Source organism: Mycetocola saprophilus (assembly GCF_000718085.1).
GTDB classification, from domain to species: domain Bacteria; phylum Actinomycetota; class Actinomycetes; order Actinomycetales; family Microbacteriaceae; genus Mycetocola; species Mycetocola saprophilus.
Genome location: NZ_JOEC01000002.1, coordinates 36,370 through 50,961 on the forward strand (window position 1 = coordinate 36,370; position 14,592 = coordinate 50,961).

Genomic DNA, 14,592 nt, shown 5'->3' on the forward strand with positions numbered 1-14,592 from the left:
CCACTTTTGTTGGGTTACCCGTAGGTGTCGCGCACACCACGGCCCTGAACGGATCGTGGACCACGTTTGAAGGAAGGGACGTTCGGTCCGACAAAGCGGATGCCCTCGATGCCCGCCTCGGGATAGCGCAGGGCAATCTGCTTGAGGATCTCCAACCGCATCAAACGCAGCTGGGTGGCCCAGGCCGTGGACTCACACTGCACGCTGAGCGTGCCGTTCTCCACGGCGATCGGGCTCGAGTGCTTGGCGGTCTCCTCCCCCGCCAGCGCGATCCAGTTCGCCATCAGCTCGGCCTGGGACAGGTTCGAGTCCCATCCCAGCTGAACCGTCAGCGCACTCATCACGTCGCCGAGGCCGCGCGGCTCCCGCCCCGGGCTAAACGGCAAGCTTTGCCCGGAATCCCGCGGATCCTGGCGCTTTTTGCGCGATCTGGGCCGGGTTCCGGTGAACAAAAACTTGAAGTGTTCGTACACCGCCATCGCCTCGGCCGGGCGATTATCCTTCGGCGAAGGCATCGATCACCTCCGGATCCACCACCGTGCCCGAGCGGATATGCACGATGTGAGCGGTGAGCTCCTCGGGGATATCCTCGAGGACCGCGGCGGTAATAAACACCTGCTCATAGCGCGAGATGATGGTCGCCAGGCGGGCGCGGCGCCGCTGATCCAGCTCGGCAAACACGTCGTCGAGGATCAGCACCGGGTCTCCCAGCAGCGAATCCCGACGCAGAATCTCGGCCGAGGCGATCTTCAGCGCCAGCGCAAACGACCAGGATTCGCCGTGGCTCGCATAGCCCTTCACCGGCAGACCGTTGAGATCAAAGCGCACATCATCGCGGTGTGCACCGACCAGGGTCACGCCACGATCAAGCTCAGAGCGCCGTTTTTCGACCAGGGCGGCCCGGAAGGTCGCGATAATCTGCCCGCGGTCGGCGCCGCCGGAGGGATCCCAGACCACGTTTTCGGGATCATCGGTCTCGGTATCGTTGCCCAGAATCGACAGCACGGGCACCAGGCCGGGCCGGTGATCGGCGCCCACAACCTCGGAGTACGCGGTGCGAATGGGCACTTGCAGGTCCGAAATCAGCGCGAGCCGCTCGGCAATAATCTCGCTACCCAGCGCAACCAGCTTGTCATCCCAGATTTCCAGGGTGGTCAGCTGGGACTCCTTGACGCCGGTGGCACGTGCGGATTTCAGCAGCGTATTGCGCTGACGCAGCACCCGCTCGTAGTCGGCCAGCACTCCGGCCAGCCGCGGGGTGCGCAGCACGAGCAGCTGATCCAGGAAGCGGCGCCGCGCGGAAGGATCGCCCCGGATAATGCCGAGGTCTTCGGGGGCGAACAGCACACTCGAGAAGTAGCGCGGCAACTCACGCGGCTTAATCTGGCCGCGGTTGATCTGCGCCCGATTGGAGGCGCCCCGGTTGATCTGTACTTCGGCCAACAGATCACGGCCATTGTGGTGCAGTTTTGCGCGGATAACCGCCGAATTTTGACCCGCACGGATCATCGGCGCGTCCCCGGAGACCCGGTGCGAACCGAGTGTGGACAGATAGCCCAGAGCCTCAACCAAATTGGTTTTACCCTGGCCATTCTTGCCCACAAACAGGTTCGCACCCGGGCTCACGGCGACATCCGCACTCGCGTAATTACGAAAATCCGCGAGATTCAGATGCGTCACGATCATGTCATCACCCCGTTAGTGGCGTGGCGGCACGAGTCGTGCCGCGGGTTATTACTCCGCGGACTTGACCGAGTGTCCACCGAACTGGTTGCGCAGTGCGGCGACGGCCTTCATCGCGGGGGAGTCATCCTGACGCGACACGAAGCGCGCGAAGATCGAGGCGGCAATGGTCGGCACGGCGACGGCGTTGTTGATGGCCTCTTCGATGGTCCAACGGCCCTCGCCGGAGTCCTCCACATAGCCCTCGATCTCGGCCAGGGTCGGGTCTTCCTTGAGTGCCAGAACCAGCAGGTCCAGCAGCCACGAGCGCACAACGGTGCCGCGCTGCCATGCCTCGAAGGTTCCGGGAACGTCCTTGATCAGGTCCTTGCGAGCCTCAAGCAGCTCGAAACCCTCGGCGAATGCCTGCATCATGGCGTACTCGATACCGTTGTGAACCATCTTGGCGTAGTGACCGGCACCGATTTCGCCCACGTGCACGAAGCCCTCTTCGCGGGGACCCTCGGGACGCAGAGCGTCGAAGACCGGCATCACGCGAGCAACCTGCTCAGCGGATCCACCAACCATCAGTCCATAACCGTTCTCGACACCCCAGACTCCACCGGAAACACCGGCGTCCACGTAGTCGATGCCCTTTTCGCCGAGCTCCTTGGCGTGCTCGAAGTCATCGGAGAAGCGGCTGTTACCACCATCGATGACCAGGTCACCGGGCTCGAGCAGGCCACCCAGCTCGGTGATGACCGAGTCGGTGATCTTGCCGGCGGGAACCATGACCCACACGGTGCGAGGGGCGGGCAGAGCCGCGACCATCTCGGCCACCGAAGCAGCGTCGGAAACCTCGGGATTGCGGTCGTAACCGGTTACCTCGATGCCTCCAGCACGCAGGCGGGTGCGCATGTTGCCACCCATTTTGCCCAGGCCGATCAGTCCAATGTGCATTTCTTCTTCTTCCATCTGTGAGTCTCGGGGGAGGACTCGGGTTAGCGCAGCAGCAGGTTGGGCTGCAGCAGGTACTTGTAGCTGTCAGCACCGGGCTGGTCCTTGGAGGACTGCGCGGTGATGAGCATCGGTCCCGGCTTGTTCGTGTTCTCGGACTTGGTGAACGAGAACCGAACAAATTCGCTCCGAACGGCGTTCAAGCCGTCGATCAGGAACGCGGGCTTCAGCGACAGCACGATGTCCTCGCCGGTCAGCAGCGCATCGATCTTCTCGGATGCCTGTGCCTGCTCGGAACCTACTGCCTCCATCACGAGACCGTCGATCGTGAACGTGAACCGCAGCGCCGCTTCGCGCTCCAGAACCAGCGACACACGTCGGACGGCTTCGATGAGTTCTCCGGTGTTGATCACCGCGTAGTTCTCGGTGGTCTCGGGGAAGAGGCGACGCACCGGGGGGAAGGTGCCCTTGATCAGCAGCGAGGTCACGGTCTTGTTGTCCGCGGAGAACGCGATCAGCTCGCGGTCGTCCTTGCTGGTGAACGCCACCGAGATGTTTCCCGAGTGACCGAAGGTCTTTCCGACCTCCTGGAGGGTTCGCGCGGGAACCAGGGCGGTGATGGGTTCGCCACCACCGATTTCACCGGAATCCCAGTCGATTTCACGGACCGCAACGCGGTAGCGATCGGTGGCCACGAGGCCGAGGTGGTTTTCGGCAACCTCGAGCTGCACGCCGGTGATGACCGGGGTGACATCGTCTCGCGAAGCGGCCACGGCAACCTGTGCCACGGCAGCCGAGAACTCATCGGCGGGTACGAGCCCCGACTGACCCGAGATTTCGGGAATGCTGGGGTATTCCTCCACCGGCATCGAGAGCAGCGTGAAGCTGGCCGAGCCACAGGTCACCAGAATGCGGTTGTCCTCGGTGGCAAACTGCACCGGAGCGTTGGGCAAACGGCTGGCGATATCCGCGAGCAGACGACCGGAAACAAGAATCGACCCTGATTCTTCGATTTCGGCAACGATCTTCGTCTGCGCGGATACCTCGTAGTCAAAACTCGAGAGAGTAAGCCCGGTGTCGTTGGTTTCAATCAGCACACCGCTCAGGATCGGCAGCGTGGTGCGCTGCGGGAGCAGTTTCACCGCGAATGAGACGGCTTCGCTGAAGACATCGCGATTGACGCTAAATCGCACTTTGAGTTCCCCTGTCGTTTAGAAGCTCTGGAAACACCATGTTAGCCGTGCTTGCTGAGTTTTTGTGTTTCACGGGTAGCTACCCGTGGTGAGACGCGGTCGATTTGAGCCCGGCCAAGCCGCAAAGGTTGTTGGGCCAGTAATTTCATTTAAGAATCTTTAATCGTGTTAACCGTTGTGGAAACTGTGGATAAGTCTGTTAATCCCGGGAATCCGTTGGCGAAGCGGGGCGCCGAGCCTGTGTGCGGTTTGTGTGATTCGCTGTGAGACCCGTGATCGCCAACCGCGTGATTTAAGGGATTTTTCACAAGGCGCCTCGTTAAGTGAACAGGTTTCCCCGAATCTGTCCACAGGTTTCCACACAGTTATCCACATTGTGCACTTGGGGACGATCCCCCGAAATCTGTGGATAAGTGGCGCGAGAGCGCCCCTCTCCGGGGACAAAAAATTCTTAACCGGACGCCTCGTGCGGGCGCATTTTGGGCGCGTCACATCGCAAAACAGCCTCGAAGATCGTCCAAGCGCAATGTTTTGGGTGCGCTTAAAAACGTTCTCAGAGGCTGTTTTTTCGCAAAAACCCTCGAAACGGATCCGGTTGGGATCCGTTTCGAGGGTCAAAAAATGGATTTAGCCGTTAAAACGGTGTCCCTGCTTGATTCTGCTGGTGAGCTCCGTGACCTGGTTATAGATCGAACGACGCTCCTGCATCAGGTCTCCGATCTTCTTATTCGCGTACATCACGGTGGTGTGATCCCGTCCGCCGAAGAGCTGGCCGATCTTGGGGAGCGAGAGGTTGGTGAGCTCGCGGCACAGATACATGGCGATCTGGCGTGAGGTGGCGATGGCTTGCGACCGGCTGGAGCCGTACAGGTCGTCGACGCTCAGCTTGAAGTACGCGGCGGTGGTGTTGATGATGTCCACCGGGGAGATCACGTTGTCCTCGTCGAGGGTGATGACATCCTTCAGCACCGTCTGCACCAGGTTCATATCCACCGGGGTGCGGTTCAGGCTCGCGAACGCGGTCACCCGAATCAGGGTGCCCTCCAGCTCGCGAATGTTCGAGGAGACCTTGGACGCGATGAACTCCAGCACCTCATCCGGGATCAGGAGCTTCTCGCTGAGTGCCTTCTTCCGCAGAATCGCGATTCGCGTTTCCAGGTCGGGTGCCTGAACGTCGGTGATCAGACCCCACTCGAAGCGCGAGCGCATCCGATCCTCGAAGCCGGTGAGAGCCTTGGGCGGCAGATCGGAGGTGATCACCACCTGCTTGTTGTGATCGTGCAGGGTGTTGAAGGTGTGGAAGAACGCCTCCTGCGTTTCCGCCTTGCCCTGCAGGAACTGAATATCGTCGATCATCAGGATGTCGATATCACGGTAGCGCGCCTGGAAGGCGGAGCCGCGGTTGTTGGCGATCGAGTTGATGAAGTCGTTGGTGAATTCTTCGCTGGAGACATAGCGGACACGGATGCCCGGGTACAGGCTCATCGCATAGTGCCCGATCGCGTGCATCAGGTGGGTCTTACCCAGACCGGATTCCCCGTAGACAAACAGCGGGTTGTACGCCTTGGCCGGTGCCTCGGCCACGGCCACCGTTGCCGCGTGGGCAAAGCGGTTGGACTGCCCGATCACGAAGTTGTCAAACGAGTACTTGGGGTTCAGCCGGGTGTCGTTCTGTCGGGCGGGGTGAATCTGCTCCCCCACCGGACTCGCGATCGGCGCCGCAGTCTCCGGAGTGTAGATCCCGGCTTCGGGATCGGTGGCCGGCAGTTCCACCTCGGGTTCGTCATCGATCATCTCGGGATTGACCACCACCGCGAAGGTTTTGGCACCGTGAGTCTGTTCGGTCTGACCGAGCGCCTGGATCAGCGGCGCCTTCATCCGGGTGTTGAGCTGCCCGGCGGTGAACTCGTTGGGGACCTCCAGATAGAAGGTTCCGGCCATGACACCCTTGGGAATCACCAGGTTGAGGAAGCCGTGCAGCGGCGGAGTGACGCGGGAATCCTGCGACATTGCGTCGAGCACAAGCTGCCAGGATTGCTGGGTCTCGTCGAGCTGATTGGACATATCTCCCCAAAAGTTATTCACAGGCTTATCCACGGAAAGCGTCGAAGTGGCGTATCTACCGGGATTCAGGCCCCCGTATCTGGGGATAACTGACTCACTCACGCTAACCGCTTATGCACCGATCGGCCAAATCTAGCGGAAAAATCACCCCCGCGTTAGTCTGGCGCGAAGCTGTGTATCTGTGGATAATTGATGTTTTGAGCAACTTCGGTTTGACCCCGCGCGTGTTAGGCCGTAGTTTTAATTGGTTGACGTAGCCTTCGGGCACCCAGTTTTTCTCTGCCTTTACGAACCGGGCAGTGAATGTCCTACCCAAGAGTGAGTGATTATGAGCAAGAGAACTTTCCAGCCGAACAACCGTCGTCGCGCCAAGGTGCACGGCTTCCGTCTGCGTATGCGCACCCGTGCGGGTCGCGCAATCCTGTCGGCGCGCCGCCGCAAGGGGCGCACCGAGCTCTCGGCCTAATAGCGCCGAAGCCCCAAGCGAAACGCACATCACCGTGCTAGCCTCCGAACTCCGTATCACCACGGGCGCCGATTACAAGCGTCTGGTGCGTCGGGGACGTCGGAACGTTGGCGCGGTGACTGTTGCATATATGCACATGAACCCGAATGGCGGTCCTCCGCGATTCGGGTTCATTGTTGCAAAGAACGTGGGCAACGCCGTCACCCGAAATCGGGTGCGGCGGCGCCTCAAGGCCGCGAGTTTTGAGCTCCGCGAGAGCTTTCCACCCGGCGCCGAGATTGTCTATCGGGCGTTCCCCTCGGCGGCCACCGCCGAGTTTGATGCGTTCCGTTCCGATGTCGAATCATCCTCATCCAGGCTCGCGCCGAAATGATTGTGCTTGACACGCTCCTCCTGGTCCCACGCAATATCGGCTTGGCGATCCTGATGCTTTACCGACGGTGGATCTCCCCTCTGTATGGGGATGTCTGCCGGTACTACCCCTCGTGCTCGGCCTACACCCTGGGCTCGATCCAGCAGCGTGGCCTGCTTCTCGGGTCCCTGCGTGGGGGTATTCGAATTCTGCGGTGCAACCCCTGGGCCGCCGGCGGCATCGATGATGTCCCGCCGAAGAAACATTTCCGCTACACCACTACGACGCGCGGCTTTGTCGTAGCTTCGACCCAGAGAAAGGGCTGACCCAAGCGATGGACTTCCTAGGAACTATTCTGTGGCCACTGAAATGGGTGGTCGAGCTCCTGCTGGTCTCCTGGCACTGGCTGCTGACCTTCTTCGGCATGGACTCTGCCGCCGGTATCACGTGGGTACTGTCGATCGTGGGCCTCGTGCTCGTGGTCCGTACCGCCCTGATCCCGCTGTTTGTGAAGCAGATCAAGAATCAGCGTCGGATGATGGAGGTCGCTCCTCAGCTGAAGAAGATTCAGGACAAGTACAAGGGCAAGCGCGACCAGCTCTCTCGTGAGGCGATGAGCCGCGAGACCATGGCCCTGTACAAGAACACCGGAACGAACCCGCTGGGTTCCTGCCTTCCGCTGCTTGTGCAGATGCCGATCTTCTTCTCGCTGTTCTCTGTGCTGAATGGTGCGCAGAACTCCAAGGCCGGTGTGGGACCGCTGAACGCGACCCTCGCCAAGGAGTTTGGTGAGGCCCGTCTGTTCGGTGGTGCACCGCTGCACTCGAGCTTCCAGTCGGCCATGAACGACCCGGCAGGCCCCCAGGTCCTGGTGATGATTATCGCCGCGATCATGGTTGTGGTCATGACCGCATCGCAGTTCATCACCCAGCTGCAGATCGTCTCGAAGAACATGTCGGACGAGACCAAGGCCTCCCCGATGTTCAAGCAGCAGCGAATCCTGCTTTACATCCTGCCGTTCGTCTTCCTGTTCTCCGGTTTCGCCTTCCCGCTGGGCGTGATGTTCTACTGGCTGACCACGAACATCTGGACCATGGTTCAGCAGTTCATCATCATCCGCAACATGCCGATGCCGGGCTCCGAGGCCGCGCGTGAGCGCGAGGCTCGCCTGGCTCGTAAGGGCAAGCTGGAGCCCAAGTCCGATTCCGCCACGATCGTTGTGGAGGAGCGTAAGCCCGTACAGCGTCAGCAGCCGATGGGAAAGAACCGGGCCAAGAAGGCCGGCGGCACCCCGCAGCAGCCGGGTGGTACCGCACAGCAGCCCAAGAAGAATGACGACGGCTCCGGCGCGTCGAACAACACTCCGAGGAAGTGACCGAGATGACCGAACTGTCCCACTCCCCCGTCGCTCGCGAGGCTCGTGATCAGGAACCCACCCTGGCCGAGCTCGAAGAGGAGGGTGAAATTGCCGCTGATTACATCGAAGAATTCCTCGATATCGCCGATGTTGATGGTGACATTAATATCGACGTACGCAACGGCCGCGCCTACCTCGCGGTGACCGAGAGCGACGAGGCAGATTCCAACCTTTCGGTCCTGTCTCACACCGAAACCGTCAATGCCCTTCAGGAACTCACTCGCTTGGCAGTGCAGAGTAAGACCGGGGCCTTCTCCCGTCTGATTCTGGATATCGGTGGTTCCCGCGCGGCTCGCGAGGCGGAGCTTTCTCGCCTGGTGGATCGCGCCGCCGAGCAGCTTGAGGCCGGCGCAACTTCCGCCGCGCTGCCCCCGATGTCGAGCTATGAGCGCAAGCTTGTTCACGACCTTGTGGCCGCTCGGGGATTCGTTTCCAACTCCTCCGGCGAGGGTCGCGACCGGCACACGGTCATCACTCGCTCCTAGCGTTTTCGGCACCTTTTTGGGGCCGTCCGCACAACCTTTTCGGGCCCCGTGTTTCACGTGAAACACGGGGCCTTTTAACCATCAAAGGGACATCATGACCATCGAAAACCTCGAGGCCGAGCCGGCCGAAGCCGCCGTCATTCTGGGCGATCAGCTCACCGTAGCCCGTGCCTTCACCGAGAACCTTGCTCGCCGTGGGGAGGAGCTGGGGCTTATCGGCCCGCTCGAACTTCCCCGCCTGTGGAGCCGACACATCCTGAATTCGGCGCTGGTTGCTCCGCTTCTGCGCCCGGGCCGCGTCGGCGATATTGGTACCGGGGCTGGTCTCCCCGGCCTCGTCCTGGCCATCGCGCGCCCCGATGTGAACTTTGTCTTGATCGAGCCGATGGAGCGCCGGGTTGCCTGGCTCAACAATCAGGTTGAGGAACTGGGACTCACGAACACCACCGTGCTTCGGGCTCGTGCCGAAGAGGTCTCGCTCGATGAGCCGCTCGACCAGGTCACCGCTCGCGCCGTTAGTGCGTTCCGCAAGCTGCTCCCGCTGACCGCTCCCCTGCTCCGCGATGGTGGCGAGCTGGTGTTGATGAAGGGTATTAACGCCGAAGCCGAAGTTGCCGCCGCGGCGAAGGAGATCCGTCGGTTCAAGGTTTCCGATATTCGGGTGGACGTCCTGGGCGAAGGTGTCACCTCCGAGGTCACCCGCGTGGTGCGAGGTTTCGTTCGCGCCTAGTTTTTAGTCCGCGTCGATTTCCGATCGCCCTCATCACATTTGTTGATGGGGGCGTTTTCGTATTTTCGTAAGACTCGTTGACTCGCGCTGGACGGCACTCTCGAGCTCGGTTTTGGCCTCTTTCATCCAATTTGTGTCAAAAAGTGGTGTGTCCAGATCGATTCTCCCGAGAAATCTCATTTTGCCGGCCGGGTTTTCGCATTCCTCGTTCCTAAGAATCGTTTTTCCGATTCTGCCAATCTAAATGCCAGGTCAGGTAGTTTTTTGACTGACCGATCGGCCAGGTTTGTTGAGGTCGCGCCGCCTGGCCGCCCGTTTTACCCATTTCACGGACCAGTCGTCTTCAATTTCTTCACGGCGTCGGTCCGGCGCGCATTTTTTCTTTTCGTGTTTGCGCGGTGTGATGATGTCCTTGGGTGAGTGCAGTTCGTTCGAGTTTGATGCACGCCTTTCGGTGCTCAGTTGAAGACTCCCCGTGTGGGCACTGTCCTCATTTGTGCTCAATTCACACGTCCGTGTCTCGACTCAATTCACCTAGACTCACCTCACGTTGTCTCGTGGGGGTGGAACCTCGCTCGATTCATTTCCGTCTCTATCCACCCTGGCTCGCGCTTGGTGTGCGCTATCGTTCGCTGCCGAATATGCTCTTCCGTCCGTCCGTCCGTCCGTCCGTCCGTCCGTCCGTGCGTGCGTGGGTGCGTGCGTGGGTGGGTGCGTTGGTGCGTGGGTGGGTGCGTTGGTGCGTGGGTGGGTGCGTTGGTGCGTGGGTGCGTGGGTGCAGGCAGGCGAAGTTGGGTGCTTCGTCACGTTCCGCCGGTGCCTTCCGAACCTCTTCCTGCGCCGTTACTGACGGGGTCGATGTGGAATCGCGTTCACGTTTGTGGGGTCGTGTACGGGTCCGAGGTGGCTCCTCTTCGATGTTTCACGTGAAACATGCGTCCTTCTCAGCCGTCGAACGTGACCTCTCAGGCGGCACACTTTTCGACCTGTACGCTCCAACCTTCACCTTGGAGTGCCATCTACGTAACGTCTGCTTCGCGTTCCGATCCCCTCCCCCGCGGGTGATCTACGATGACTTCCCCGCTCCCCGCTCCCCGCTTCTCACTGCCCGTGCCCCGCTTCTCACTGCCCGTGCCCCGCGTCCCCTGCGGCCGCCGCCACCGCGCTGCCCGACTGGTGGTGCGCGCCAGATACTGCTCCCTTGGGGCACCAGCCGCATTCATAGCGGCCCTGTAAACGGTACAGTTCTCCGCACCCGTCAGTGTGGCGTGCTGCTCGGTGAATCGCACTTTGGAACTACCTACAAATCCGGGTCTGGGCGAGGACCGTCACCGCTGCCCGGACTTTCACTTGATATGCGAAATCACGCGAAATCACGCGACCTATTCCGGTTTGGCCTGCCCGCGGGGTCCCTGTTGCGAACCCATTGATGTTAATCGAGGGTACCTTGGGGTGGCCAAATCTAGGAGAGAACCGCGTTGTTTTGTCCCCGCCCAGTTTCGGCGCTCCCACAGCGGTCGATGGCACGAGACGATGCTCTCGGTACTGGAATACACGGGGTGTTGCACTGCGTCGATCGAGATTCGCAGACTCACAACCGCATAGTCTTCCTCATCATCCATGGGCGTAGTAGGTCTTGCGATTCGCTCTGTGTGTACTCGTTGTGGGCCAGAGGCACTCCATTGATTCCGTCTTTGCGAATCGGGCGTGGGTCGTAGGCCTGACGACGTGTTCAATTGCGGTTTTGAGTTTGGGCTACTTCTCCGACTCTGCAGTGTTTGCGCGCACATAGCGTCCCATTCGGGCTGGCAATCTGGTGCCTGGGATTCCCAGAACCAATGCTCAAACATGCCTTCCTGTGTACTGCGCTCCCTCTTGTAGATGTCGGATGTTGCGCTGAAGTCGCTGCTCTGTTTAGTGCTTCTTTCTGCCCCTACACAGTCCTGAACACTCGAATTCTTGCCCACGGTCACTCACCTGCACTGAGGCCGCGTCCCTGCATCTCGCAAAATTCTGCGCCGGAATTCCGTCTCTCAGGTCCTGAACACACAGCCCATAGATCGACGGCCGCTGTGGCGTCTCTCCCCCTCCCCCATGTGTCTGTGTTTGACAAACCCGCGCCCGAGATCCTGTCGCCGTGAACGCGAACTCAGTGCTGGCAAGCTGTCCCCGCGGCCGCGCAAAAATGGGGACTTCTGGCGGTGCCAGATCGTGGCACTTCCGTCTCGTGGATGAGGGGAGCGTTTCACGTGAAACAATCCTGCGTGAATACTTTTCTGTGTCTTGCCTCCTACTGAAAGCTCGGCCGTCGTGGCCTGCCGACGATAGGTCAGCGGTCGGTGGTTCACTTAGGCAGCGGAACCCGGGTCTATACATGCACTCGTGGGCGTGCTGCGTACCCCGGACGATCGAATCTCAATGCTTCGGTCTTGGCGTCCCAAGCACCAGCCTTGACGTGGGAGTGCGCGGGGAAGCGCTGTCGCTCTCATGCTCCACGTCCGTCTTGCAGCCAATGCTTGCGGGGCGTGACGCACCATGGTGAACTGTCAAGCTCGACTGTGAGAGTCGGACGGAGCAGTTACGGTCGCGCGGGCCGAGGGACGTCGAGCGTTTCACGTGAAACGCATGCTCAAGGGCGGTGATGTCGCATGTGTTTGGGCGTCCTATTATGAAGCACTGGCGCTCGGCGGTGGGTATGAAGTGATCGTTGTGCTGTGCTTGAGATTGGTTAGCCCATGCTGCTGAGGCTGGTGGAACCGCAGGAGCTACTGGAACTGCTGAGCCGGCTGGAACTGCCGCGGCAGAGGAACACACCACATTATGACCTCGATGCGTTGCCGGAATACAGTCAACCCGAATTCGTAGCGCCTATTGCTGCGTCATTCGATGAGCTGACTGGGCGTATGCGTCCCCCGATGGGGCAGGTGTGTAGGAGCCTGCGGTCAATTGGTGCCCTTTGACAAGTGGTCCTCTTGGTCCGGATGATGATCAGCCGGGAGCCGGGAGCCGGGAGCCGGGAGCCGGGAGCCGGGAGCCGGGAGCCGGGAGCCGGGAGCCGGGCAGTGCTTACGTTGGCGGGAACCGGGTCCGTTTCACGTGAAACATTGACTGGGTGACATCGGGCCGATGCGCGGGTGGTGGGAGCGTTCCGGCCGTGGGGTGTGCCGAGACGGGGTGGAGGCACCGAGTCTTGGACAGCGTGAGCGTCGTCATTGTGCTTCGGCACGCGGAAATCGACACCCCAAATGTCTGCTGATCACGATACGGTTAAGGAGACACAGATCGGAGTCCGTTTCACGTGAAACAGTCACAGCCTGACCGCGAGGTCACCGGCGAAACCGCCACCCCAGACGCAGGAACGCCTCTCGCGCGCGAGATTGCGGACCTGAGTAAGCGTCGCCGTGTAATCGGCCAGTTCCCCGTGCCACTCCCCCGCGAAACTCGGGTGCTTGCGGTGTGCAACCAGAAGGGCGGCGTGGGGAAAACCACAACCACCGTCAACCTGGCCGCGGCCCTCGCGAAGGCTGGCGCTCGTGTCCTAGTTATCGATCTCGACCCGCAGGGGAATGCCTCCACCGCGCTGGGTGTCGAGCACACCGCGGAGACGCCGAGTATCTATGACGTTCTCATCGACGGGTTCTCCCTGAGTGACGTGGTGATGCCGAGCCCCGAATTCCCCAAAAACCTGTTCTGCGCGCCCTCGACCATCCATTTGGCCGGCGCCGAAATCGAGCTGGTCACCCAGGATCGTCGTGAACACCTGCTGCGCGACGCCGTGGATTCCCTCCTGGAAGAGGTCGCCGGGCAGTACCACTACGTCTTCATCGACTGCCCACCCTCGCTGGGACTCCTCACGATCAACGCCTTCGTGGCGGCTCGTGAGGTACTGATCCCGATTCAGTGTGAGTACTACGCGCTCGAGGGTCTGAGCCAGCTTCTGAGCAGCATTCAGCTCATCGGAGAACACCTCAACCCGGGTCTCCGACTGTCGACCATCCTGCTGACCATGTTTGACGGGCGCACCAACCTGTCCAACCAGGTCGCCGAGGATGTTCGCACCCACTTCCCCGACCAGGTGCTGCACACGGTCATCCCACGTACGGTGCGTATCTCCGAGGCCCCGAGCTTCGGGCAGACGGTCATCAGCTATGACCCGAGCTCCCTCGGAGCCGTCTCCTACCTGGAGGCTGCGGCGGAGATCGCCGTATGGGGTCGCAAATTTGAACAGCGTCAGTCGACCACCCGAAAGGACGCCTAATCATGGCAACAAAACGCACGGGCCTCGGCCGGGGAATCGGCGCCCTGATCCCCACCAGCGATAATCCTGCGGCCTCCCGACCGGTCGACGTCTTCTTCCCCGCCTCCGAGCAGCCCGCGGCGGCAAAAAACTCGGCTAAATCAGCGAACACCGCCGAGGAACCTCAGCTGGTGTCCGTTCCGGGCGCGAGACTGATCGACATCAACCCGGCGGACGTCATCCCCAACGCGGTCCAGCCGCGCACCTACTTCGAGCCCGAGGCGCTGGCCGAGCTCGTGGTGAGCATTCGTGAGGTTGGTGTACTCCAGCCCATCGTGGTGCGCACCCACCCCACTCGGGTCGGCAAATACGAGCTGATCATGGGTGAGCGCCGGCTGCGTGCCAGCCGCGAGGTGGGCCTCGAGCGCATCCCCGCGGTGGTCAAGGAGACCGCCGATGAGGACATGCTGCGCGATGCCCTGCTGGAGAACCTGCACCGCTCGCAGCTGAACCCGCTGGAAGAGGCATCCGCCTACCAGCAGCTCCTCAGCGATTTCGGGATCACCCAGGAACAGCTGGCCGAGCGGATCGGAAGATCCCGCCCGCAGATCAGCAACACCCTACGTCTGCTGAAGCTCCCCGCTTCGGTGCAGAAGAAGGTTGCCGCCGGCGTGCTGAGTGCCGGTCATGCTCGAGCAATCCTCTCGGTCAACGACCTGGAGAAGATGCACCACCTGGCGGACAAGATCATTAACGAGGACCTGTCGGTGCGCGCGGCCGAGTCCGCCGCCACCAAGTCCGCTCCCCCGCGCTCCAGCAAGCCCGTGGCGGGCAATAAGCGCGGATACCTGGACGAGGTAGCGGAAACGCTTGCCGATCGCCTCAACACCCGCGTGAAGGTCACCCTGGGGGCTCGAAAAGGTTCGGTCACCATCGACTTCGCCACCGTGGGTGATTTGAACCGAATCCTGGGCGAACTCGGTCAGAGTATCGACCCCAAGTAGGCAAATCAGAACCGAGTTAAACACA

General features: G+C 60.9%; 13 protein-coding genes. 8 read left to right on the top strand and 5 right to left on the bottom strand.

All coding sequences use genetic code 11. From position 1 onward, the window contains the following. Window positions 1–14: 14 nt before the first annotated feature. The 5 genes from IE92_RS0105840 to dnaA form a co-directional block, all read right to left on the bottom strand. Window positions 15–515, bottom strand: a complete 501-nt coding sequence (locus IE92_RS0105840; protein ID WP_030147572.1) for a DciA family protein — start codon at window positions 513–515, stop codon at window positions 15–17. Beyond that, a complete protein-coding gene (gene recF / locus IE92_RS0105845) occupies window positions 496–1,686 on the bottom strand; it encodes a DNA replication/repair protein RecF (RefSeq protein ID WP_030147573.1) in 1,191 nt (396 codons plus the stop codon). The genes IE92_RS0105840 and recF overlap by 20 nt, the downstream gene beginning before the upstream one ends. A gap of 48 nt (window positions 1,687–1,734) precedes the next feature. Then, entirely contained in the window at window positions 1,735–2,637 is a 903-nt protein-coding gene (gene gnd / locus IE92_RS0105850) for a phosphogluconate dehydrogenase (NAD(+)-dependent, decarboxylating) (protein WP_255505724.1), read from the bottom strand. Between the two features lie 26 nt (window positions 2,638–2,663). After that, window positions 2,664–3,812, bottom strand: coding sequence for a DNA polymerase III subunit beta (gene dnaN, locus IE92_RS0105855; RefSeq protein WP_030147575.1), 1,149 nt, complete (start codon window positions 3,810–3,812; stop codon window positions 2,664–2,666). A 627-nt stretch (window positions 3,813–4,439) separates the two neighbouring features. After that, window positions 4,440–5,876 carry a chromosomal replication initiator protein DnaA gene (dnaA, locus tag IE92_RS0105860; RefSeq protein WP_030147576.1) on the bottom strand — a complete coding sequence of 479 codons (1,437 nt, stop codon included), beginning with the start codon at window positions 5,874–5,876 and terminating at the stop codon, window positions 4,440–4,442. Between the two features lie 328 nt (window positions 5,877–6,204). Here dnaA and rpmH point away from each other — a divergent pair, with 328 nt between their 5' ends. From rpmH to IE92_RS0105905, 8 genes are all read left to right on the top strand, one after another. Then, entirely contained in the window at window positions 6,205–6,342 is a 138-nt protein-coding gene (gene rpmH, locus IE92_RS0105865; RefSeq protein WP_022895130.1) for a 50S ribosomal protein L34, read from the top strand. A gap of 34 nt (window positions 6,343–6,376) precedes the next feature. Next, on the top strand, window positions 6,377–6,715 hold the full coding sequence (rnpA, locus tag IE92_RS0105870) for a ribonuclease P protein component (RefSeq protein ID WP_030147577.1): 339 nt from the start codon (window positions 6,377–6,379) through the stop codon (window positions 6,713–6,715). Continuing rightward, window positions 6,712–7,020: a membrane protein insertion efficiency factor YidD gene (gene yidD, locus IE92_RS0105875; protein WP_030147578.1), complete on the top strand. Its 309-nt coding sequence runs from the start codon at window positions 6,712–6,714 to the stop codon at window positions 7,018–7,020. Before rnpA ends, yidD begins: the two co-directional genes overlap by 4 nt. An 8-nt stretch (window positions 7,021–7,028) precedes the next feature. After that, window positions 7,029–8,069 (top strand): membrane protein insertase YidC, encoded by a 1,041-nt coding sequence (gene yidC, locus IE92_RS0105880; RefSeq protein ID WP_051701761.1) that lies wholly within the window; start codon window positions 7,029–7,031, stop codon window positions 8,067–8,069. Between the two features lie 5 nt (window positions 8,070–8,074). Beyond that, the gene (locus tag IE92_RS0105885) at window positions 8,075–8,596 is read left to right on the top strand and encodes a Jag family protein (RefSeq protein WP_030147580.1); all 522 of its coding nucleotides are present in this window, start codon (window positions 8,075–8,077) and stop codon (window positions 8,594–8,596) included. 94 nt (window positions 8,597–8,690) lie between these two features. Next, the gene (gene rsmG, locus IE92_RS0105890; protein WP_030147581.1) at window positions 8,691–9,326 is read left to right on the top strand and encodes a 16S rRNA (guanine(527)-N(7))-methyltransferase RsmG; all 636 of its coding nucleotides are present in this window, start codon (window positions 8,691–8,693) and stop codon (window positions 9,324–9,326) included. Between the two features lie 3,298 nt (window positions 9,327–12,624). Next, the gene (locus IE92_RS0105900; RefSeq protein ID WP_051701760.1) at window positions 12,625–13,584 is read left to right on the top strand and encodes a ParA family protein; all 960 of its coding nucleotides are present in this window, start codon (window positions 12,625–12,627) and stop codon (window positions 13,582–13,584) included. A gap of 2 nt (window positions 13,585–13,586) precedes the next feature. Beyond that, complete coding sequence (locus IE92_RS0105905) at window positions 13,587–14,567, top strand: ParB/RepB/Spo0J family partition protein (RefSeq protein ID WP_030147584.1); 981 nt, start codon at window positions 13,587–13,589, stop codon at window positions 14,565–14,567. The last annotated feature ends 25 nt before the right edge of the window (window positions 14,568–14,592 follow it).